This is a genomic window from Pseudomonas sp. Hp2 (assembly GCF_006386585.1).
GTDB lineage: Bacteria > Pseudomonadota > Gammaproteobacteria > Xanthomonadales > Xanthomonadaceae > Pseudomonas_S > Pseudomonas_S boreopolis.
The window spans coordinates 85,621-108,069 of record NZ_VAHJ01000006.1; the positions used below are offsets into that span (position 1 = coordinate 85,621).

The window sequence follows — 22,449 nt, forward strand, 5'->3', positions numbered from 1 at the left end:
GCCCACAAGCAGAACGCCAGCCGCATCGCGACGATGCGGCTGGCGTATCCGTGGTGCCGGGACCGGGCAGGCTCAGAACTTGTAGGTCAGGCCCATGTACATGACGCGGCCGGCGTAGCTGTTGGAGTAGAAGCGGTCCTTGGTGTCGTTGCCCAGGTGCATGCGCTGTTCCTCCTTGGTCAGGTTCAGCACCGAGGCGGTCAGGCTCAGGTCCGGGGTGATGTTGTACGCCGCGTTGAGGTCGATCTGCTCGTAGGGCTCTTCGTAGACGTTCAGGCCGTTGACCAGGCCGTCGACCACCTCGCCGCGGCGGTTGTACGAAGCGCGCAGCAGCCACTTGCTGGTCTCGTAGAACACGGTGAAGTTAGCCTGGTTCCTGGCGCTGCCGACCAGCGGGGACTTGCCGATCTCGGTGCCGTCCTCGAGGGTGATGGCCGCTTCGTTGGTCTTGTTGTAGGTGTAGTTGAGCTGGAAGCCGAGGCCGAAGTCCAGCGTGTGCTGGGCATAGAACTCCACGCCCTCCGACACCGCGTCGCGGCCGCCGGCAGTGGTGGAGTAGTTCTGCACCGTCACGGTCTCGCCGCCGATGTCCATCGACACGTTCTGGACCACCGGCACCGAGAAGTTGCTGACGTCCTTGCGGAACAGGTCCAGGCCCACCACGGAACCCGGATGGAAGTACCACTCCAGGCCGATGTCGTACTGGGTGGCCTTGTACGGCTCCAGGTTCTTGTTGCTGCCCGAGCCGTACCAGCCCGCCTCGTCGGCGCCGCCGGTCAGACGGCGGTCGTTGATGTACTCCTGGCTGAAGTATTCCAGGTTGCCGGGGGCGGCGATGTCGCTGTAGCTCGGGCGCGAGATCACCTTGGAGGCCGCTGCGCGCAGCAGCAGGTTCTCGGTCAGGTCGTAGGCCAGGTTGAAGCTCGGCAGCACGTCGGTGTAGCTGCGGTCGAGCGAGCTGATCGCGAACGATTCGACGCGCTGCTGGCTATCGGAGAGCCTCCAATACCCCTCGGTGCCGCAGTAGGTGTCGGCGGGCGCGCCGCCGGGCACGCTGGCGCCTTCCTGGCACGCCAGTGGATTGCCGTCGGCACCGTCGTAGAAGTAGTCGTTGTAGGAGGTGACCTTGTCGGTCGAGTCGGCATGCTGCCGGGTGCTGACGACGCGTACGCCGACGTTGCCGCGCAGGCGTTCGGTCCTGAAGTTGGCCTGCAGGTAGGTGGCGTAGATCTTCTCGTCGACGTTGTAGACGAAGTTGTCCTCGTTGCGGGTCTGCATCGGCCCGTAGGTCCGGTTCAGGTAGGCGATGTAGGCGGGGTAGTTGATCGCCGGGAACGCGCTGGCGTCGATGCCGCCCGCCAGGTTGCCCATCGCGTAGAGGAAGTCCGGCGAGAACTGGGTAGCCAGGCTGTTGCAGCGGCCGTTCCAGTAGCGGTTCTCGTAGTCGCCCGGATCGGTGCCCGGGCATACCCAATAGCTGTTGCCGGTGCTGCGATGGATGCCGCCGTCGCGGTACTTGACGCCGAACTGCAGCGAGTCGAGGAAGCCCTCGTCGTTGTACCAGGTGGTGTCGAGCTGGAAATACTTCTGCTGCGTGGTGTTGCGGGTCCAGGACGAGCCGGTCGAGCCGAGGTCGACTTGCAGGATGCCGTCCTTGAGGTTCTGCATCAGCTCCGGCGAGAACGCCATCGTCGGCGTGCCGGTCACGTCCCAGGCGCTGGCGTAGTTGCCCAGGGTCCAGCTGCCGTCCGCGTTCTGGCGGCGCGGCTTGAGCGGCACCGCGAACTGCAGGTCCGGGCCACCCTTGGCCCAGGTGCGGCCGCCCTTGAAGGTGATGTCCATCGATTCGCCGCGCCAGGCGGCCTCGAAGTCGGCGGTCTGCGACAGCGCGCTCTCGAGGTTGTAGCTGCCGGTGATCTGCGGCGTCGGGATGGTGCAGTCGTCCGGACCCCAGCCGCCCGGGGCCATTCCGCCCGCCGCGGCGGCAGCCTCGCTGCAGTAGTAGGTCTTGCCGGCGTGCGCGCTGTACTGCGCGCCGGTGACGATGGTGCCGCTGCGGTCGAGGGCCAGCCCGTCGAGCATGCGGCCGCCCGGCCAGTTGCCGTCGCCGTTGTAGCGGGCCAGGTTCCACTCCGGGATCTTCAGCGTATTGGTCTGCGAGTCCTGCGACAGGTCGAAGCGGAAGTAGTTCGCCGTCAAGGTCAGGTTGTCGTTCGGCTTGAATTGCAGGGTGACCTGCCCGCCCTTGCGCTCGCGTTCTTCCTCCTTGACGTTGAGGTTGACCGAGGTCGGCATCATGAAGTTGGTGTAGTAGCGGCCGCCCTGGTCGTAGAAGCCGGACTCGCCCCACCAGTAGCTGGTCATGCCGGAGGGACGGCCGTTGACGTCGGTCGCCGGATGCCCGTCGTAGTCGTCGCCGTACCACTGCCAGTTCTCGGTGCTGGCGTCGAGGGTGCGCGTGGTGCGCTTCTGCTGGGTGTAGCCGACGAAGATGCCGAAGCGGTCGTCCTTGTCGTGCCAGGCGTACGAGCCGGAGAACTGCCCGTCGGTCTTCTTGGTGGTGTCGGCCCGGGTGCCTTCGACGGAAACGAAGCCGGTATTGGCCTCCATGTCCAGCGGACGGCGCGTGTGCAGGATCACGGTGCCGCCGATGCCGCCCTCGTCCAGGCGCGCCTCCGGCGACTTGAACAGCTCGGCGCTGGAGAGCATGTTCGACGGCAGCAGCGTGTAGTTGAACGAACGGGTGGGATCGCCGTTGGATTCGGCGGTGGCGATGTAGTTGCCGTTCAACTCGGTCAGGGTCAGTTCCGAGGACAGGCCGCGGACGCTGACGTTCTTGCCCTCGCCGCCGTCGCGGCTGACGATCACGCCCGGCACGCGCTGCAGCGCGTCGGCGACGTTCTTGTCCGGGAACTTGCCGATGTCCTCGGCGTTGACGACGTCGACGATGGCGTTGGCTTCGCGCTTCTGGTCCAGGCTCTTCTCGATCGCGTAGCGATAGCCGGTGACGGTGATGCTGTCGAGCGTGGTTGCGTCCGGCGGCGGCGTCGTCGACGCGGCGGTGCCGGCTTGTTGTGCGAGAACGTCGGCCGGCGCGATGGCCGCGGCCAGCGCGATGGCAATGGCCGCGGACAGACCGTCGCGGCCGTGCAAGCGTGACATGTACCCCATTTCTTTCTCCCTCACCTGATTGAAATCGCTGGAATTGAATCGATCCAAAATTTGCCGATTTCCCAACGGCCGGTGCGCCTCGCGGCACGACCCTCCGTCCCGCCCACGACTCCGCGATCTCCTTGGTTTAGATCGATCTAAACAATCGGCAATAAATTTTTAACACAGGGCACGAGGGGACGCATGCTGCTGCGCAATACGAAACCGTGGTGTTGGGAATACCTGGCGCAGGCCAGGGCCATGCGGGTAGGCGCGGCTTTCCGGCGGTCGCAGGGCCGCCGATGGTGCAGCGCGGAATGCATTTTCGAAAAAGGGCGTGATTTACTTGGATCGATCTAAACCAAGCGCAGTGGACTTGGGACGATGGGGAAAGGGGTTCCCGCCGGGGCGTTTCGCCCTTCCGTGCCTGCCGGCCCGCTCCTTGGCGGCTCCGCGACCCTGCCGTCCGCAACGTCCTCCACGCCGTCCGGCACCTGCCGCCGGGCGGCCTCCGCAGCACACGACATCGACCCGCAGGACCATCAATGAGCCGATTGCCGCCCCTCATCGCCCCTCGTTCTCCGCGCCGTCCCCTGGCAGGCCTGGCCTGCCTGCTGGCCTTGGCCATCGCGCCGCTGGTGCAGGCCGCATCGGTCGCGCTGGAGCGCGAGGTCAACACCTTCATCGGCAGCAAGGACGAGGGCAATACCTTCCCGGGCGCGTCGGCGCCGTTCGGCATGATCCAGGTCAGCCCGATCGGCAGCCATTACGCCGGCTGGCGCTACGACGACGAGAAGATCCGCGGCTTCGGGCACTCGTTCCTGTCCGGCGCCGGGTGCTGGGAGCAGGGCGGGCAGGTCTCGGTGCTGCCCGTCACCGGCAGCATCGGGCCCGGTGGCGATTTCGATACCGGCGATGCCAAGCGCTTCGACCACAGGAACTACGCGTCGTCCTATACCCACGAGGGCGAGATCGGGCAGGCCGGCTACTACAAGGTGCGGCTGACCGACTACGGCGGCATCGACGTCGAGGCCACCGCGCGCCCGCGCGCCGCCGCGGAGCGCTACACCTTCAGTGCCCATCGGGGCCAGGGCCATGTGCTGGTGAACGTCGGCCAGGCGAACGAGCGCCATACGGTGGTGGGCAGCGTGATCGACGTCGTCGGCGACCGCGCCGTGGAGGGGCGGCTGGTAACCCAGAGCTTCTGCGGCGGGCACCAGTACACCACCTGGTTCCGCATCGAGTTCGACCGGCCGTTCAAGGCGTTCGGCACCTGGGGCGAAGAAGGCGGCGTGCCGGGCGCGCGCCACAGCATGGAAGGCGAGCTGAAGCCGAACGGGGCGTGGTTGAGCTTCGACCTGGCCGACGGCCAGGCGGTCACCGCCACCAGCGCGATCTCGCACGTCGACGCCGAGGGCGCGCGCAACAACCTGCGCGCGGACGGCATGCAGGACGGCAGGCTGCTCGGTTTCGAACGCATGCGCGCGCTGGCCCAGCAGGCATGGCGAAGCGAGCTGGAGGGCGTGCGCGTGGCCGGCGGCAGCCGCGACGATCGCACCGTGCTGTACACCGCGCTGTACCACGCGCTGCTGCAGCCGTTGACCGGCAGCGATGCCGATGGCCGTTATCGCGGCTACGACGACGCGATCCATCGCGCCGATGGCTGGACCTACTACGAGTACTTCTCGCTGTGGGACACCTATCGCGCGCAGAACCAGTGGCTGGCGATGACGCGCCCGGACGTGGCGCGCGACATCGCCCGCAGCGTGCTGGCGATCGACGCGCAAGGCGGGTGGCTGCCGCGCTGGGGCTATGCCAACTTCGAGACCAACGTCATGACCGGCGATCCGGTCACGCCGTTCCTGGTCGACCTGTGGCGCTTCGGCGCGCTGGCGGGCCGCGAGGCCGAGGCCTGGGCGGCGCTGCGCCGCAATGCCTTCGGCATGCCGCCCTTGAACTCGCGCCATGCGGGCCGCTCCGGCAATGCCAACTACCTGGCCAATGGCTACGTGGCCTACGACCGCGCCTTCCCGTCCAAGGGCATGGACGTGGACCCGCGCCATGGAGGCTCGGCGACGCTGGAATACGCGCTGGCCGACTGCGCGCTGGCGCAGATGGCCGCCGGCCTCGGCCACGCCGACGACGCCAGGTTGCTGCGCGAACGCGGCGGCAACTGGCACAAGGTGTGGGACCCCGACGTGCGCGATGCCGGCACCGGCTTCGGCGGTTTCCCGCGGCCGCGCGGCGAGGACGGGCAGTGGTACACGCCGGCCAACGGCCACTACGACCCGCGCTCGGAGCATGGCTTCCACGAAGGCACCGCCTGGCAGTACCAGTGGCTGGTGCAGCAGGACGTGCCGGGGCTGGTCGCGGCCATGCACGGCCGCGAGCAGGCCGCGCGGCGCCTGGATGCGTTCTTCGCCTACGACGAACTGCTGCGGTCGCCGCTCACCGCCGCGCGCAAGGAATGGGTGGTCGGCCCGTACAGCTACTACAGCCAGTACCGCTACAACCCGAACAACGAGCCGGACCTGCACGCGCCCTGGATGTATACGCTGATCGGCCAGCCCTGGAAGACCGCCGTGGTGGTCCGCGCCGCCCAGCAGTTGTTCGTCAACGCGCCCAACGGCGTCACCGGCAACGACGACCTGGGCACGATGTCGGCGTGGTACCTGTTCAGCGCGCTGGGACTGTACCCGGCGGTGCCGGGCACGGGCCAGTTGCTGCTGCACGCGCCGCGCTTCCCCGAGGTTGAGGTCGCGCTGGGCGAGGGACGCCGCCTGCGCCTGCAGGCGCCAGGAGCCGATGGACGCCGGTTGCAGTACATCCAGGGCGTGCGCCTGGACGGCAAGCCGCAACAGGCGGTGTGGCTGGACTGGCAACGCCTGCGCCAAGGCGGCACGCTGCGCTTCGAACTGGGCGACGAGGCGCCGGTGCAGGGCTGGGGGACGGCGGTCGCCGACCTGCCGGCATCGTATTGCGCCACGCCAGGCACGGCCCTGCAATGACGCATGCGGCACCGCTCGCGATGGAACGCGGGTGCGGCCGGCGTCGCGGCGATTCCCCGGATGTGGCATACCTGCGCGAATGGATGAGGCGATGAACGAAAAGACGTCAGGCATCGGCAAGGCGCCGCGCAAGGCCGGCAAGCGCGCGGTCACGGTGACCGATATCGCGCAGGCGGCGGGCGTGTCGCGCGCGACGGTCTCGCTGGTGCTGCGCGGCAGCCCGCTGGTCAATGTCGAGACGCGCGCGAAGGTCGAGGCCGAACTGCGCCGCCAGCGCTACGTGTACAACCGCACCGCGGCCAACTTGCGCCGGCGCACGTCGTCCTCGATCGCGCTGGTGATCAACGACCTGTCCAACCCGTTCTTCGCCGAGTTCGCCTCCGGCGTGGACGAGGCGCTGGGCGCGAAAGGCTACGTGACCCTGCTGGGCAGCACCGGCGAATCGCCGCAGCGCCAGCAGGCCGTGCTGTCCACGCTGATGGAGCACACGCCCACCGGGTTCATCCTCTCGCCGGCCGAGGGCAGCGATGCGCAACAGCTGCAGCAGGTGCTCGGCGCCCATGCCAACGTGCTGCTGTTCAACCGCGAACTGGCGGGCGCCGAGTGGGACTTCCTGACGCTGGACAACCGCAACGGGGCCTACATGGCCACCCGGCACCTGATCGAGCGCGGGCACCGGCGCATCGCCTTCTTCGGCGGCCACGCCACCTCCAGCTCCTGCCACCACCGCCGCGCGGGCTACCAGCAGGCCCTGGCCGAAGCGGGATTGCAGGCGAATCCGCAATGGCTGATCGAGTCGGCCCCGAACCGGCTCGAGGCGGCCGCGCGCACCGGCGAGCTGTTTGCGGGAAGCGAACATCCCAGCGCGGCGGTTTGCTACAACGACACGGTGGCCCTGGGCCTGATGCTGGGCCTGACCTCGCGCGGCATCCGCCCCGGCGGCGATTTCGCGGTCACCGGCTTCGACGACATTTCAGAGGCCGCCATGGCGGTGCCCCCGCTGACCACCCTGACCGCCGATCCGCGCGAACGCGGGCGGCAGGCGGCCGCGCTGCTGCTGCAGCGCGTGGAAAACCCCGATGCGCCACCGATGCGGACCGTCGCGTCGGTGCAGCTGCGCATCCGCGAGAGCAGCGCGGCCCGGCCGAGCTGACGACGCCTCTTTACCGAACCAGACGACGCTTCCATCCCGAGGACTCGATGATGATCCGTGCCCTGCGCAATGCTCCCCTGATCGCGGCCCTGTCGCTGGCGCTGTCCGCCTGCGGCGAGCAGGCCGCGCCCGCTGCCGATGCCGCCCCCGCCGCTGCGCCGGCCGCGGCCAGCCCGGCCACGCCGGCCGAGGTGCCGGCCGTGGACGACGCCGAGGCCGCGCGCCTGGCCGAGCAGGTGCGCGAGCAGACCCGCCATGCCTGGCAGGGTTACATGCAGTACGCCAAGGGCCACGACGACCTGAAGCCGCTCAGCGGCAAGCCGCGCGACTGGTATCCGGTGCCGCTGCTGATGTCGCCGGTCGACGCGCTCGACACGCTGTTGCTGCTCGGCCTGGACAAGGAGGCCAACGAGGCGCGCGAGCTGATCGTCGGCCAGTTGTCGTTCGACCAGGACATCGAAGTGCAGAACTTCGAGGTGACCATCCGCCTGCTCGGCGGCCTGCTGTCGGCCTACCAGATGACCCACGACGAGCGCCTGCTCAAGCTCGCCGACGACCTGGGGCGGCGCCTGTCGCCGGTGTTCGACAGTCCCACCGGGCTGCCGTACACCCACGTCAACCTGCGCACCGGCAAGACCCGCGGCAAGATCAGCAATCCGGCCGAGACCGGCACGCTGCTGCTGGAGTTCGGCACCCTGGCCAAGCTGACCGGCAAGCAGGAGTACTACGACAAGGCCAAGCGCGCGCTGGTGGAGACCTACAAGCGCCGCTCCAAGATCGGCCTGGTCGGGCTGAACATCGACGTGGAGACCGGCGAATGGACCAACAAGGATGCGTCCATCGCCGGCGGCATCGATTCGTACTACGAGTACCTGCTCAAGTGCTGGAAGCTGTTCGGCGACGAGGACTGCAAGCGCATGTGGGAGGACAGCATCGAGCCGGTCAACCGCTACCTGGCCGACGAGGTGCGCGGGGGCGAGCTGTGGTACGGCCATGCCGACATGGACAGCGGCAAGCGCACCGCCACCCTGTACGGCGCGCTGGATGCCTTCATGCCGGGCCTGCTGGCGCTGGGCGGGGACCTGGACCGCGCCCAGCGCCTGCAGGAGTCGGGGCTGAAGATGTGGCGCCTGCACGGCATCGAGCCGGAATCGCTGGACTACGCGGCGATGGAGGTGCGTTCGCCGGGCTATGCGCTGCGCCCGGAGATCGTCGAATCGGCCTACTACCTGTACCACTACACGGGCGATGCGCGGTATCGCGGCATGGGCAAGGTGTTCTTCGAGGACTTCGTGCGCGATACGCGCACCGAGCACGGCTTCGCCGCGCTGAAGGACGTGCGCAGCAAGGAGAAGGACGATTCGATGGAGAGCTTCCTGTTCGCGGAAACCTTCAAGTACTACTACCTGCTGTTCGCGCCGAAGACCGCGCTGGACTTCGACGGGGTGGTGTTCAATACCGAGGCGCATCCGTTGCGGCGTACTTGGTGAGTGATGGCGCGTCGCCGCCGTTGTTGCGGCGGCGATGGCTTTTCTTGTAGGGGGGACTTCAGCCCGACGGGCTTCGCCGGTGTTGTTTGAGGCGCTGCGGTTTCCTTCTCCCGCCGGGGTGAAGGCGTGTTGCTTGCGGGCCATTGGCTCGCACACGCCTGAACGCCTGGCGCGCTGCGCCAGGCCGGGGCGCGTAGCGAGGTGCCCGAAGGGCGGATGAGGGTACGGGCGAAGCCTCAGGATCTTTTCGTTCGCTTACTGCGCCCAATTGATCCGCATGCCGGCCAGGCCCGCTATGCGGGACGGCATCCACAGGCCGATGCCGTCAATACAGGTCCATCGGATCGACGTCGAGCGACCAGCGCACGCGCCGTGCCTGCGGCAGTGCGTAGACCTGCGGCAATACCTGGTCGAGCAGCGCGTGCAGCGGCGGGCGCTGCGCGCAGGAGAGCAGCAACTGGGTGCGCTGGAAGCCGGCGCGGCGCGGCATCGGCGCGGGCATCGGGCCGTAGGCCTCGACCGCGCCGTGGCCGAGCAGCCCGCGTACCGCGCGCAGGAAGTCGTTGGCCGCCTCCACGTGCTTGGCTTCGGCGCGGAACAGCGCCAGGTGCGCGGATGGCGGGAAACCGGCGCCTTCGCGCTGCGCGAGTTCGGCCTCGGCGAAAGCGTGGTAGCCGCCGTTGATCAGGGTCTGCAGCAGCGGGTGTTCCGGATGGTGGGTCTGCAGCCAGACTTCGCCGGGACGCTCGGCGCGGCCGGCGCGGCCGGCGACCTGGATCAGCTGCTGGGCCAGTTTCTCGGCGGCGCGGAAATCGGCCGAGAACAGGCCCTCGTCGATGCCGACCACCACCACCATGGTCAGCTTCGGCAGGTCGTGGCCCTTGGCCAGGATCTGGGTACCGACCAGAATGCCGGGCGCATCGCCGAGCCGGGCCAGTTGGGTTTCCAGCGCGTCGCGGCGCTGGGTGGTGCCGCGGTCGATGCGCACCACCGGCTGGCCCGGGAACGCCTCGACCAGGCTTTCCTCGAGCCGCTCGGTGCCGATGCCCTGCGGCTGCAGCGCCAGGCTGCCGCACGCCGGGCAGGCCAGCGGTGCCGGTTGGCGCGCGCCGCAGTGGTGGCACTGCAGGCGCCGGCCGCCGGCATGCACGGTCATCGGCGTGGCATGCAGCGGTGTGCTGCAGCGGTTGCACGGCGCGGTCCAGCCGCAGTCGTGGCACAGCAGCACCGGGGCATAGCCGCGCCGGTTCTTGAACACCAGTACCTGCTCGCCGCGCGCCAGCGCCTCGCCGATGCCGGCCAGCACGTCCGGCGACAGGCCGTCCTTGAGCAGGCGCTTGCGCACGTCGAGCACGCGCACGCGCGGCGGCCTGGCCTCGCCGGCGCGGCGCGACAGGCGCAGGTGGCGGTAACGGCCGCCGAGCGCGTTGTGCAGCGATTCCAGCGACGGCGTGGCGCTGCCGAGGATCACCGGCACGTCCAGCGCCTTGGCGCGCACCAGGGCGAAATCGCGGGCGTGGTAGCGGATGCCGTCCTGTTGCTTGTAGCTGCCGTCGTGCTCCTCGTCGACGACGATCAGCCCGGCCTGCGGCAGCGGCGTGAACACGGCCGAGCGGGTGCCCACGACCAGCCGTGCCTCGCCGCGCGCGGCGGCGGTCCACACCCGCGCGCGCTCGCCATCTGGCAATCCCGAATGCAAGGCGTGCACCGTCACCCCGAGGCGGGCGCGGAAGCGCGCCAGCGTCTGCGGGGTCAGGCCGATCTCCGGCACCAGCACCAGCGCCTGGCGGCCGCTTGCCAAGCAATCGGCGATCGCCTGCAGGTAGACCTCGGTCTTGCCGCTGCCGGTGACGCCGTCGAGCAGGAAGGTGCCGAAGCCGGACTGGGCGGCGATCGCGGCCACCGCGTCCTGCTGTTCCGAATTGAGCGGTGGTCCCGGCCGGATCGCATCGGGCGGCGGTGGCGCTACCGCGACGCGCTCGGCGAGGCCGCGCCTGGACAGGCTGCGCGCCGCTTCGCGCCAGCCTTCCAACTGCAGGTCCAGGCGGTCTTCGTCGATGGGGGCGGCGGCCAGCAGCTCCGCGAGCCGGGCCGGACGGGTGCCGCGGCGCAGCCCCGGCCGGCCGGTATGGCCGGCTTCGGTCAACCGCCAGGCCCATGTCCGGGTATCCGGCAGGGCCTCGCCGCGGCGCAGCGGGCCGGGCAGGGCGGTGGCCAGCACCTCGCCGAGCGGCGCATGGGTATAGCGCGCCAGCCATTGCAGCGACCGCGGCAGTTCGCCGGTCAGCAGCGGGACGTCGTCGTGCCAGGCCAGGATCTCGCGCAGGCCGTCCGGGGCCGCCTGCTCGCCCAGGCCGACCACCACGCCGGCCAGCTCGCGCGGGCCGAACGGCACGCCGACCCGGCGGCCGATCGCGTCGTCCGGGACGGCGGTGCCGGACGGCGGCAGGTAGTCGAACAGCTGCGGCAACGGGACCGGCAGGGCGACCTGGAGGGTGCGGATGGGCATCGGACCAGTTTAGGGGTGTCGTCAATCCTCATGCGGCACGGTGCGCGGCCGGACGAGGAGGGCGTTCCGGGGCGGCCTGCGCCGCCCGTGGCGCCGGCCCCTTGGCCCTTGTTCCTGTGCCGGGGTTTGATAAATGGGATGTAAATCCACGTCCCGGTTGGGGAATTGGCGTTATCCACACTGGCTGTGGATAAGGTTGTGGGTTTCCCCTGCACTGCTGCCCGCAAAGGCGCGCCCATCGGCCTCTGCCACAAGTTGGACAAATTTTCGCCACTGCACAAATTTTCTTTGGAAACAGGAACTTAGTGGTGAAATATCGCTGAAACAACGAGTTTTCCGCGCTTGGCGAGGATTTGTGAGGGCCGATCTTTACTGCTGTGCACAACCTGCCGCCGTCCGGTACGTGAGCGGGCCGTGAGCGAAGCCGCCTGTCAAGGGGGCAGGAACGCCTGGGCCGCCGCTATCATGCCGTCCGATGACGGAGTACCCATGACCGCAACGCCGCCTTCCGAACCTTCCGTCACCCCTGCGGCGTTGTCGGCTTTCCTGCGCGGCGTCGAGCGGCGCGGCTTCGTGGTGGCGCTGCTGCAGGGCGGGGACGGGGCCTTGGCGGAACGCGCGCTCGCCGCCGCCCAGCGGGCCTTCCGCAACCACGCCAACGAAGAGCTGATGGCCGCCTGGCCGGTGCGTTTCTGGAGCCTGTTGTCGGCGACCCCGGGCCTGCGCCATGCCCATGCCGGGACCTGGCCCGAGCCGCTCGCGGCGTTGGCGACGGCGACGCCGGAGGACCGGCTGGCCCTGTTGTTGCGGATCGTGGCCGGGCTCGACGAGCCGATGGCGTCCGACGTGCTCGGCGTGAGCGAGGACGACTACCGCGCCGCACTCGGACGTGCCTGCCCGCGCGATGCGGCCGGGCAACCCGATGCCGCTGCGTGGCGCGCGCTGGCCGAGGCCGCGCAAGCCCGGGTGCGCGACCTGGCCCCGGAGCAACTGGAGCGCCTGGTGCGGCTGCGCGAGGCGGCCCTGGCCGGCACCCCGGCGATGGCGGCAACGGATACCCGCGCGCCTGCGCGCCGGGCACCGGCCCCCGGCCGGGCGGAGCCGCGCCGCGGCCAGGTGCCGCGCGGCCGCACGGGCTGGGCCGTCGCGGCCATCGTGGTCGTCCTGGCGGGCCTGGCGGCGCTGGGCGGGTGGTGGTGGTGGCAGCGGCAAGCGCCGGTGCTGCCGCCGGAGCCGGCCTCGCAGGCGCTGCCGGGCGCGCTGCACGTCGTCGATGCCGGTCCGGTCCTGGTCGAGGAACTGCCGGCCGACGATGACCGCCCCGCATCCGAAGCGGTATCGGCGATCGATCCCGCCGATGCGGCGATGCTGGCCGATCCCGAACTCGGGCTGGCCCGGCAGGCCGACTTCTACGCCTGGGCCGCCGCCGGTGGGCCGGTACCCGCGGACGAGTCCGAAGCCCGCCCGGTCGCCGGCGAGCCGGCTTCGGCCGGACTGGAGACGGTCGATGACGAAAACTAGCCGGCGGCTTTTCTTCCGCGCAGGCAGCGGGACGGGGAATCGCGCGAGCCTCCCGCGGGGCGCCGGCCGCGATCCCGGGCACCGGCGCGGATCGCGCGCCGTCGCGGCGGCTGTCGGGCTGCTGCTGGGCTTGCCCGTCGCTCCGGCCATCGCCCAGGCCCTGCCGGCACCGCTGGACGAGAACGCCGGCGGCGCCCTGGCATCGCCGCGCGTGGACTGGCAGGCGATGACGCCGGCGCAGCGCGCCGACCTGCGCGCGCGCTACCGCGCCTGGCGCGAGCTCGACGATGCCGAGCGCGCGCGGATAAGACAGGCGCGCGACCGCCTGGCCGCGCTGCCGGCCGAGCAGCAACGCGCGCAACGTGCGCGGTTCGACGCCATGGACCGCCTGTACCGCGATGGCTGGCGGCTCGGTCCGACCCTGGGCGCGCACTACGCGCACCTGCAGCCGCTGTTCGGTTACGTGCCGCCGGCGCAGCGTGACGTGCTGCTCGGCCTGCTGCGCAGCCTGGATGCCGAACAGCTGCAGCAACTGGCGGTGATCTCGCAACGCACCCCGCCGCAGGAGCGCGATGCATTGCGCAACGAGTTGCTCGCGCAGGCCCCGGCCGCGCGCGCGGCGTGGCTGCGTCGCAAGCTCGGGCGCTGACCGGCGCGAAAGCCTTGCGTGCGGCTTCGTGTCGCCGCCTGCGGGCCGGGCACGCCGCAACGGCAGCCGGCGTGCGAAGCCGTGTCACCGGCCGGCCGCCGAGCGGCGGTACAATAGGCGGTTCACGCTACCCGGTACGAGCGCCCTCCCGGCGCGGCCGCAGTACGCGCCCGTGTTTCCCATGTCTGCTGCATCCCTTCCGGCGACGCCACGCTTCGGCAGCGAAGTGCGCGCCACCCTCCTGCTCGCCCTGCCGCTGGTGCTGGGCCATGTTTCCACCGGCCTGATCGGCTTCGTCGACAACGTCATCGCCGGCCACCACGGCACCGACACGCTGGCGGCGGTCACGATCGGCACGGCACTGCTGTGGCTGCCGATGCTGGTGCCGATCGGCACGCTGATCTCGCTGACCGCCTCGGTCTCGCAACTGCAAGGGGCCGGCCGCGAGGACGAGATCGCGCCGCTGTTCCGGCAGGCGCTGTGGCTCTCGCTGGGCCTGAGCGCGGCGATGTTCGCCTTCCTTTCGCTGGTGCCGCCGCTGTTGCCGGCGTTCGGCATCGCGCCGGACATCGTGCCGGGCGCGACCGCCTTCCTGCACGCGGTGCGCTGGGGCGTGCCGGCGCTGACGCTGTACTTCTGCATGCGCTACCTGAGCGAAGGCACGCACTGGACGCTGCCGACGATGCTGCTCGGCTTCGGCGGCCTGCTGGTGCTGGCGCCGCTGGGCTATGCGCTGACCTACGGCCGCTTCGGGTTTTCCGAGCACGGCGCCGAAGGCCTGGGCATCGCCTCGGCCACGACGATGTGGGTGCAGGCGCTGGCGTTCGCGCTGTACCTGTGGCGCGCCAAGCGTTTCGCGCACCTGAAGCTGTTCGCGCACTTCGAGCCGCCGCGCTGGAAGCCGATCCGCGACCTGCTGCGGACCGGCCTGCCGATCGGCATCACCGTGCTGATGGAAGGCGGCCTGTTCATCGTCACCGCGCTGCTGATCGGTCGGCTCGGCGCGCTGCAGGCCGCCGCGCACCAGATCGCGATCAACGTCTCGCAGCTGTGCTTCATGATCCCGATGGGCGTGGCCGAGGCGACCACGGTGCGGGTCGGCCATGCGGTCGGCCGCAGCGACCCGCTCGGCGTGCGCCGCGCGGCCTGGGCCGGCTATGCGATCGTGCTGGCGACGCAGGCGCTGTCGGCGTCCACGCTGCTGTTCGGCCACGACGCCATCGTCGGCGTCTACACCGACGACATCGCGGTGGCGGCGCTGGCCTCGACGCTGCTGCTGTTCGCGGCGACCTTCCAGTTCCCGGACGGGCTCCAGGTGCTCTCGGCCGGCGCGCTGCGCGGGCTGAAGGACACCCGCGTGCCGATGTTCATCGCGATGTTCGCCTACTGGGGCCTGGGCATGCCGCTCGGTGCCGGCCTCGGGCTGGGACTGGGCTGGGGGCCGCAGGGCATGTGGATCGGCCTGATCCTCGGCCTCACCGCCGCCGCGGTGCTGATGGGCTGGCGCTTCCGGGTCAGCAGCCGGCGGCTGCTGGCCGCCTAGCGCGGCCATGCCCGTGCCGCTGGTGGCCGACCTTGCCGGAAGCGGCCCGGGCCGCGTCGCGGCCGCCGCGAAGGGCTTGGCACGTTCCGGCCCTGACTTCCAGCGCATGCCAGCCCCCTTGCGTGGGGCTATGCTGGCCCCGAATCTTTCGCGGGTCGCCCGCGAAAGCCCGCGCATCCGTGTGCGGGGCGTTGACCCTGTCGTGAGTCCCTCGCAAGGGACGCGGCACGTCCGCGTGCCGGTGTCCCCAAGACGTTTCCCTGGATGGAGCCCTCCATGAACCAACCCGCACGTCGCAATCCCATCGCCGTCTTCTTCGTCGGCCTGTGGAATGTGATGAATTTCACCCGGCGGTTGATCCTGAACCTGCTGTTCTTCGGCCTGCTGTTCCTGATGCTGCTGGTGTTCGTGGCGGCGCTGGCGCGCGGCAACGGGGTCAAGCCGTTGCAGGACCGCACCACGCTGGTGATCGCGCCGGAAGGCAAGCTGGTCGAGCAGTTCAGCGCCGACCCGGTCAGCCGCGCGCTGGCCAAGGCGGTGGGCGACAAGGGCGCCGAGGAGATCCAGCTGCGCGACCTGGTCCGGGTGATCGAGGCGGCCAAGGACGACAAGAAGATCGAGCGCGTGCTGCTGGACGTGGACAAGCTGCAGCCGTCCGGCTTCGCCTCGCTGCGCGAGGTCGCCGCGGCGCTGCAGGAACTGAAGGCCTCGGGCAAGCAGGTCGTCGCCTTCGGCGAGAACATGACCCAGGCCCAGTACCTGCTGGCCGCGCAGGCCAACGAGGTCTACCTCGACCCGATGGGCGGGCTGGTGCTGGAAGGGCTCGGGCGCTACCGCCAGTACTTCCGCGAGGGCCTGCAGGACAAGCTCGGCGTGGACGTGCACCTGTTCCGCGTGGGCGAGTACAAGTCCGCCGCCGAGCCGTACATCCTCGATGCCGCCTCGGCCGACGCCAAGGAAGCCGACCTGTTCTGGATGAACGACGTGTGGCAGCGCTACCTGGCCGACGTCGGCAAGGCGCGCAAGCTCGACCCGGCGCAGATCGCCGCCGGCATCGACACGATGCCCGAGGGCATCGCCGCCTCGGGTGGCGACCTGGCCAAGTACGCGTTGCGGCAGAAGCTGGTGGACGGGCTCAAGACGCGCGAGGAGATCGACAAGCTGCTGGCCGAGCGCGGCGTGGCCGACGACGACGCGGACGCCGGTTTCCGCAGCGTCGATTTCGACGGCTACCTGGCCCAGCTCGACGCGCGCCGCTCGGCGATGGACACGCGCCCGCAGGTCGCGGTGGTGGTGGCCGAGGGCGAGATCAGCGGCGGCGAACAGCCGGCCGGCAAGATCGGCGGCGAGTCGACCGCGGCGCTGCTGCGCCAGGCGCGCGACGACAAGGACGTGAAGGCGGTGGTGCTGCGCGTGGATTCGCCCGGCGGCGAGGTGTTCGCGTCCGAGCAGATCCGCCGCGAGGTGGTCGCGCTGAAGCAGGCCGGCAAGCCGGTGGTGGTGTCGATGGGCGACCTGGCCGCCTCCGGCGGCTACTGGATCAGCATGGATGCCGACCGCATCTATGCCGACCCGTCCACGATCAGCGGCTCGATCGGCATCTTCGGGCTGATCCCCAACATCAATCGTTCGCTCGGCAAGATCGGCGTGCATACCGACGGCGTCGGCACCACGCGCTTCGCCGGCGCATTCGACATCAGCCGGCCGCTGGATCCGGCGGTCGGGCAGGTGATCCAGTCGGTGATCGACAAGGGCTACGCCGATTTCACCGGCAAGGTCGCGCAGGCGCGCAAGCAGCCGGTGGAGGCGATCGACAAGGTCGCGCGCGGCCGCGTGTGGAGCGGCGCGCAGGCCAAGGAGCGCGGCCTGGTCGATGCGTTCGGCGGCATGAAGGAGGCGGTGGCCGATGCCGCTGCCCGCGCCAAGCTGTCCCAGGGCAAGTTCCGCGTGCGCTACGTCGAGAAGCCGGCCTCTCCGTTCGCGCAGTTCATGCAGGGCTTCGCCGGCAGCCGCATCGGCGCCTGGATGCTGGGCGACTCCGGCCTGGCCCGCGCGATGCTGGCGCGCTCGCTGCCGGAGATGGATACGCAGCTGCGCTTCGTCGAGGACGCGGTCGGCGAAGCCAAGCAGGGCGGCGCGCCGGTGAAGGCGCTGGCTTACTGCTTCTGCGGGTTCTGAAAAGCACCTGAAGCCCCTCTCCCCTCCGGGAGAGGGGCTTCAGGCAGCTCGCGCGCGACGCCCATCAGGCGTCCGAAGGGATCCAAAGCCTGCCTCAGCGCGTCGCCGCATCGATCGCCGCGCGCTGCTGCTCCGCGGCCTGATCGGTGACCTGCTGCGCCGCCTTGGCCTTGTCCAGCGGTTGCCGGATCGCATCGCGCAGCGCGGTCGCCTGCGGCTCCGGCGGGCGTTCGGGCGATGGCGGCTCGGGCCGCTTGCAGGCTGCCAGCAACGGCAAGATCAGCAAACCCATGCACAGCATCTTGTTCATCGGCGGACCCTCATGCGGTGTGGCGTTATCCTACGCCGCATGCCGTATGGGCGATGAGACGCGCTCGCGGCACGGCCCTCGCTGGAGAACCACATGACCTCATCCCGCTGGCGTCTGGACGGACAGACCGCCCTCATCACCGGCGCCAGCGCCGGCATCGGCCTGGCGATCGCGCGCGAGCTGCTCGGCTTCGGCGCCGACCTGCTGATGGTCGCGCGCGATGCCGACCTGCTCGAACAGGTCCGCAACGAGCTGGCCGACGAATTCCCCGAGCGCGAGCTGCACGGGCTGGCCGCGGACGTGTCCGACGACGAGGACCGGCGCGCGATCCTGGATTGGGTGGAGGACCATGCTGACGGCCTGAACCTGCTGGTCAACAACGCCGGCGGCAACGTCACCCGCGCCGCGATCGACTACACCGAGGACGAATGGCGCGGTATCTTCGAGACCAACCTGTTCTCCGCCTTCGAGCTGTCGCGCTACGCGCACCCGCTGCTGGCGCGGCACGCGTCCTCGGCGATCGTCAACGTGGGCAGCGTGTCCGGCCTGGTCCACGTGCGCAGCGGCGCGCCCTACGGCATGACCAAGGCGGCGCTGCACCAGATGACGCGCAACCTCGCCTGCGAATGGGCCGAGGACGGCATCCGCGTCAACGCGGTCGCGCCGTGGTACATCCGTACCCGCCGCACCTCCGGGCCGCTGTCGGATCCGGACTACTACGACCAGGTGATCGACCGCACGCCGATGGGGCGCATCGGCGAGCCGGAGGAAGTGGCCGCGGCGGTGGCGTTCCTGTGCCTGCCGGCCGCCAGCTACGTCACCGGCGAATGCATCGCGGTCGACGGCGGATTCCTGCGCTACGGCTTCTGACGCCGCCGGCATCGCGGCGATGCCGCGGCGACGGTGGACGACCTGGCGGTCCCGCGCCTCAGGTGCCGCCGCAATCCTGCTCCATGCGCGCCTCGATGCCGCGCTGCTCGCGCACCAGTTGCTCGCGCTCGCTCTGCAGGGCGCTGTTGTAGCGCCTGATGAGCTCCCAGCGCCGGTCGGACAGGCGGGCGCAGACCTCGCGCTGGGGCAGCGCATGGCAGGCGTCGCGGACCAGCACGCTGCCATAGGGCACGATCACGCCGGACACCAAGCCGTCGGGCCTGCCGGGACGTGCGGGCGGCGGATACGCAGGGCCCGGCCGCGGGCGTCCCACTAAGTGTCCCTGGACCCAGGCCGGCACCCAGCGCGGATTGCCTTCGTCGGTGTTGCTGGTATAGCGATCGCCGTCGGCCGACACGCATTCGTACATCGGTTGCGGCGGCTGCACGCCGACGATGCGGATCTCGCGCACGGCAGGCGCCGGCGCCGGTCTTGCCGGCTCGGGCGCCGCCGCCCGCGGCGGCGGGTCCTTCGGCCGCTGCATGTCGAGGACCTGCTGCCGGCCGTTGTCGCACGGGGTGTTCTGCAGGGCCACCGCGCCGCTGCTGGAAGTGCAGCGGTAGATGCGCACGCTGTCCGCATCGGCCGCGCGCGCCTGCGGCGCGGCAAGCAGGAACAACGGCACGAGGACGGCGAGGAGGCGCATGCGCGCATGGTGCGCAAGACGCGCGCCGAAGCAAAGTGCCTGCGCGGGTCCCGGAAGCCTTCCAGGGAGCGCGGAGGCCGCCCGGGACGCCCCGGGAGGCAGGCCTAGTCGCGCAGGACCTCGCCGGTGAGCGCGACCCGGATCGGCGTCGGCTGGGCCAGGCCGCCGGTCTCGCCGTCGAGCAGGCCGTCGATGCTGGCCAGCAGGGCCGGGTCCAGTTCGCCGCGGCTGCGCGCCGGCGGCATGCCGGCCAGGTTGGCGCTGGTGGATACCAGGGGGGCTCCCCAGGCGCGGCAGAGCCGCTCGACCAGCGGGTGCGCGCTGATGCGCACGGCGATGCCGGGGTGGCGGCCGGTGATCCAGGCGGGCGCCTGCGCGCTCGCGGGCAGGATCCAGGTGTTCGGGCCTGGCCAGCTGGCGCGGACCACCGCGAGCCGTTCCGGCGGCAGGGCGGCCAGGTCGAGCCAGTCGTGCAGCGTGGCCAGGTCGTCGGCCACGACGATCACGCCCTTCTCGACCGGCCGCCGCTTGATCTGCAGCAGTCGCATCACCGCCGGTTCCTGGCGCGGGTCGCAACCCAGGCCCCAGACGGCTTCGGTCGGGTAGGCGATCACGCCGCCCGCATGCAGGGCGGCGACGGCGGCATCCAGGGAAAGCGCGTGGTCGGTCATGGCGTGGAAGCGAGATGGAAGCGTTGCGGTCGGCTCCGGCGGGTCAGCTGGCGGCCTTCTTCGCCACGGTCTTCCTTGCGGTCTTCTTCGCAGGCGACTTGGCCGCTTTCTTGGCTGCCGCCTTCTTGGCGGGAGCCTTCTTCGCGGCGGTCTTCTTCGGTGCCTCGTCCTTGGCGACCGCCTTCTTGGCGGCGGCCTTCTTGGCGCCGAATCCCTTGCGCGCGGGCTTGCCGGTCTCGGCCAGCAATTGCTGCACCTGGGCCAGCGTCAGCGAGGCCGGGTCGCGGTCCTTGGGGATCTTGCCGTTGAGGTTGCCGTCGCTGATGTACGGGCCGAAGCGCCCGTTGAGCACCTGGATGTCGCTGCCGGGGAAGTCCTTGATTACGCGGTTCCGCGCGATCTCTTCCTTCTCCTCGATCAGGAACACCGCGCGCGCCAGGTCGATCGAATACGGATCGTCCTCCTTCTTCAGCGAGGCGTAGGTGCTGCCGCGCTTGGCGAACGGACCGAAGCGGCCGATGCCGACGCTGACCTGCTCGCCGTTGCTCTCGCCGAGGACGCGCGGCATCTCGAACAGCTTGAGCGCTTCCTCCACGCTGATGGTGTAGATGCTCTGGCCCGGGCGCAGCGAGGCGAAGCGCGGCTTCTCCTCGTCCTCGACCGTGCCGATCTGCACCATCGGCCCGAACCGGCCGATGCGCGCGCTGATCGTCTTGCCGCTGGCCGGGTCGGTGCCCAGCACGCGCACGCTGCCGGCATCGGTCTTGTCGAGCGAATCCTTCTTCTCCTCGACCAGTTCCTTGAACGGCCCCCAGAACTTGGCCATCAGCGGGATCCATTCCTCCTCGCCGCGCGAGACCGCATCCAGCTCGTCCTCCAGCCGCGCGGTGAAGTCGTAGTCCACGTAGCGGGCGAAGTGCCCGGCCAGGAACTTGGACACGGCGCGGCCGACGTCGGTCGGACGGAAGCTGCGCCCCTCCATCTCCACGTACTTGCGGAACAGCAGGGTCTGGATGATCGAGGCGTAGGTCGAGGGGCGGCCGATGCCGTACTCCTCCAGCGCCTTGACCAGGGCCGCTTCGGTGTAGCGCGGCGGCGGCTGGGTGAAGTGCTGCTCGGTGAGCACGCGCTCCAGCGGCACGTTGTCGCCGGGCTTCATCGCCGGCAGCTTGCGGCCTTCGTCCTCGTCCTCGGCGGACTTGTTGTCCTTGCCTTCCTCGTACACGGCGAGGAAGCCCGGCACCACCACGGTGGTGCCGCTGGCGCGGAAGCTGTGCGCGCTGCCGGCGGCCAGCTCGACGCTGACCGTGTTGAGCGTGGCCGGGATCATCTGGCAGGCGACGGTGCGCTTCCAGATCAGCTCGTAGAGCTTGCGCTCGTCGTCGGAGAGGTAGCGGTTGACCTGCGAGGGCGTGCGCAGCGCCGAAGTCGGGCGCACCGCCTCGTGCGCTTCCTGCGCGTTCTTCGACTTGGTGGTGTAGACGTTCGGCTTGTCCGGCAGCGCGCCGGTGCCGTAGTCGCGCGCGATCACGTCGCGCAGCTCGGCCAGCGCGTCCTGCGACAGGTTGACCGAGTCGGTGCGCATGTAGGTGATCAGGCCGACGCTGCCTTCCTCGCCCAGCGCCACGCCTTCGTACAGCTTCTGCGCGACCTGCATGGTCTTGCGGGTGGTGAAGCCGAGCTTGCGCGAGGCCTCCTGCTGCAGCGTGGAGGTCGTGAACGGCGCGGCCGGGCGGCGCTTGCGCTCCTTGCTGGCCACGTCGGTGACGTGCAGCCGGCCCTGCGCGGCCTGCTGGATGCGCAGCCGCGCGGCCTCGGCCGATTCGCCGTCGGTGATCGTGAACTGCTCGAACTTCTGCCCGTCCAGCTTCACCAGCTTGGCGCTGAAGGGCTGCGACGGGTGCGCGCATTCCGCGGCGATGCTCCAGTACTCGCGCGCGACGAAGGCTTCGATCTCCTCCTCGCGCTCGACGATCATCCGCAGCGCCGGCGATTGCACGCGGCCGGCCGACAAGCCGGCCTGGACCTTGCGCCACAGCACCGGCGACAGGTTGAAGCCCACCAGGTAGTCCAGCGCGCGGCGCGCCTGCTGCGCATCGACCAGGTCGCCGGCGATCGCGCGCGGCTTCTGCATGGCCTCCTTGATCGCGCGCGGCGTGATCTCGGTGAACACCACGCGCTGCATCGGCTTGTCCTTCAGCAGCCCGCGCTCTTTCAGGATCTCGGCGATGTGCCAGCTGATCGCCTCGCCCTCGCGGTCCGGGTCGGTCGCCAGGTAGATGTCGTCGGCCGCCTTGGCCGCCTTGGCGATCGCCTCCACGTGCTTCTCGTTCTTGTCGATCAGGTCGTAGCGCATCGCGAACCCGTTGTCCGGATCGACCGCGCCCTCCTTGGGGACGAGGTCGCGCACGTGCCCATACGAGGCCAGGACGGTGAAGTCCTTGCCGAGGTATTTGTTGATCGTCTTGGCCTTGGCGGGCGATTCGACGATGAGCAGGTGCTTGGGCATGGTGGAGGCGGGTTCTGGAAGGGGGCGGACGCCCCGGCGGGGGCGGTAGGGTGGCCTAATTGGCCCGTGGAGGGAAGCAGAACGCGTGTTTCGCAGACGTAGACGCCCGGGGCGGCCAGGCCCCGGGCGCACGCTGTCGCGGTATTTATAGTCAAATCACGGCCGGTCGCCGGCTGTCAAGC

At 70.0% G+C, this 22,449-nt stretch carries 14 protein-coding genes; 8 read left to right on the forward strand and 6 right to left on the reverse strand.

Features of this window, described 5'->3' with window-relative positions; translation table 11 throughout:
- Positions 1 to 72 precede the first annotated feature (72 nt).
- Entirely contained in the window at positions 73 to 3,162 is a 3,090-nt protein-coding gene (locus FD678_RS16750) for a TonB-dependent receptor (RefSeq protein ID WP_218569802.1), read from the reverse strand.
- A 533-nt stretch (positions 3,163 to 3,695) separates the two neighbouring features.
- Here FD678_RS16750 and FD678_RS16755 point away from each other — a divergent pair.
- From FD678_RS16755 to FD678_RS16765, 3 genes are all read left to right on the forward strand, one after another.
- Positions 3,696 to 6,158 (forward strand): GH92 family glycosyl hydrolase, encoded by a 2,463-nt coding sequence (locus FD678_RS16755; RefSeq protein ID WP_140726463.1) that lies wholly within the window; start codon positions 3,696 to 3,698, stop codon positions 6,156 to 6,158.
- A 91-nt stretch (positions 6,159 to 6,249) separates the two neighbouring features.
- Entirely contained in the window at positions 6,250 to 7,311 is a 1,062-nt protein-coding gene (locus tag FD678_RS16760) for a LacI family DNA-binding transcriptional regulator (RefSeq protein WP_140726466.1), read from the forward strand.
- Positions 7,312 to 7,361: 50 nt separating this feature from the next.
- Positions 7,362 to 8,801 (forward strand): glycoside hydrolase family 47 protein, encoded by a 1,440-nt coding sequence (locus tag FD678_RS16765; RefSeq protein WP_140726904.1) that lies wholly within the window; start codon positions 7,362 to 7,364, stop codon positions 8,799 to 8,801.
- Between the two features lie 325 nt (positions 8,802 to 9,126).
- On the opposite strand, the gene FD678_RS16770 is transcribed toward FD678_RS16765, so the two are convergent.
- Complete coding sequence (locus FD678_RS16770) at positions 9,127 to 11,310, reverse strand: primosomal protein N' (protein WP_140726469.1); 2,184 nt, start codon at positions 11,308 to 11,310, stop codon at positions 9,127 to 9,129.
- Between the two features lie 489 nt (positions 11,311 to 11,799).
- Between FD678_RS16770 and FD678_RS20790 the strand changes: the two genes are divergently transcribed.
- From FD678_RS20790 to sppA, 4 genes are all read left to right on the forward strand, one after another.
- Complete coding sequence (locus FD678_RS20790; RefSeq protein ID WP_140726472.1) at positions 11,800 to 12,831, forward strand: hypothetical protein; 1,032 nt, start codon at positions 11,800 to 11,802, stop codon at positions 12,829 to 12,831.
- Between the two features lie 130 nt (positions 12,832 to 12,961).
- Positions 12,962 to 13,480, forward strand: a complete 519-nt coding sequence (locus tag FD678_RS16780) for a DUF3106 domain-containing protein (protein ID WP_218569803.1) — start codon at positions 12,962 to 12,964, stop codon at positions 13,478 to 13,480.
- 181 nt (positions 13,481 to 13,661) lie between these two features.
- Positions 13,662 to 15,023, forward strand: coding sequence for an MATE family efflux transporter (locus tag FD678_RS16785; RefSeq protein ID WP_140726478.1), 1,362 nt, complete (start codon positions 13,662 to 13,664; stop codon positions 15,021 to 15,023).
- Positions 15,024 to 15,299: 276 nt separating this feature from the next.
- Complete coding sequence (gene sppA, locus FD678_RS16790; protein ID WP_140726481.1) at positions 15,300 to 17,201, forward strand: signal peptide peptidase SppA; 1,902 nt, start codon at positions 15,300 to 15,302, stop codon at positions 17,199 to 17,201.
- 94 nt (positions 17,202 to 17,295) lie between these two features.
- On the opposite strand, the gene FD678_RS16795 is transcribed toward sppA, so the two are convergent.
- Positions 17,296 to 17,511: a hypothetical protein gene (locus FD678_RS16795; RefSeq protein ID WP_140726484.1), complete on the reverse strand. Its 216-nt coding sequence runs from the start codon at positions 17,509 to 17,511 to the stop codon at positions 17,296 to 17,298.
- A 93-nt stretch (positions 17,512 to 17,604) separates the two neighbouring features.
- Here FD678_RS16795 and FD678_RS16800 point away from each other — a divergent pair, with 93 nt between their 5' ends.
- Positions 17,605 to 18,381 (forward strand): SDR family oxidoreductase, encoded by a 777-nt coding sequence (locus tag FD678_RS16800; RefSeq protein WP_140726487.1) that lies wholly within the window; start codon positions 17,605 to 17,607, stop codon positions 18,379 to 18,381.
- A gap of 58 nt (positions 18,382 to 18,439) precedes the next feature.
- On the opposite strand, the gene FD678_RS16805 is transcribed toward FD678_RS16800, so the two are convergent.
- The 3 genes from FD678_RS16805 to FD678_RS16815 form a co-directional block, all read right to left on the reverse strand.
- Positions 18,440 to 19,087, reverse strand: a complete 648-nt coding sequence (locus FD678_RS16805; RefSeq protein ID WP_140726491.1) for a DUF4124 domain-containing protein — start codon at positions 19,085 to 19,087, stop codon at positions 18,440 to 18,442.
- Positions 19,088 to 19,191: 104 nt separating this feature from the next.
- On the reverse strand, positions 19,192 to 19,758 hold the full coding sequence (locus tag FD678_RS16810) for a Sua5/YciO/YrdC/YwlC family protein (RefSeq protein WP_140726494.1): 567 nt from the start codon (positions 19,756 to 19,758) through the stop codon (positions 19,192 to 19,194).
- A 43-nt stretch (positions 19,759 to 19,801) separates the two neighbouring features.
- Complete coding sequence (locus FD678_RS16815) at positions 19,802 to 22,267, reverse strand: DNA topoisomerase I (RefSeq protein WP_140726496.1); 2,466 nt, start codon at positions 22,265 to 22,267, stop codon at positions 19,802 to 19,804.
- Positions 22,268 to 22,449 lie beyond the last annotated feature (182 nt).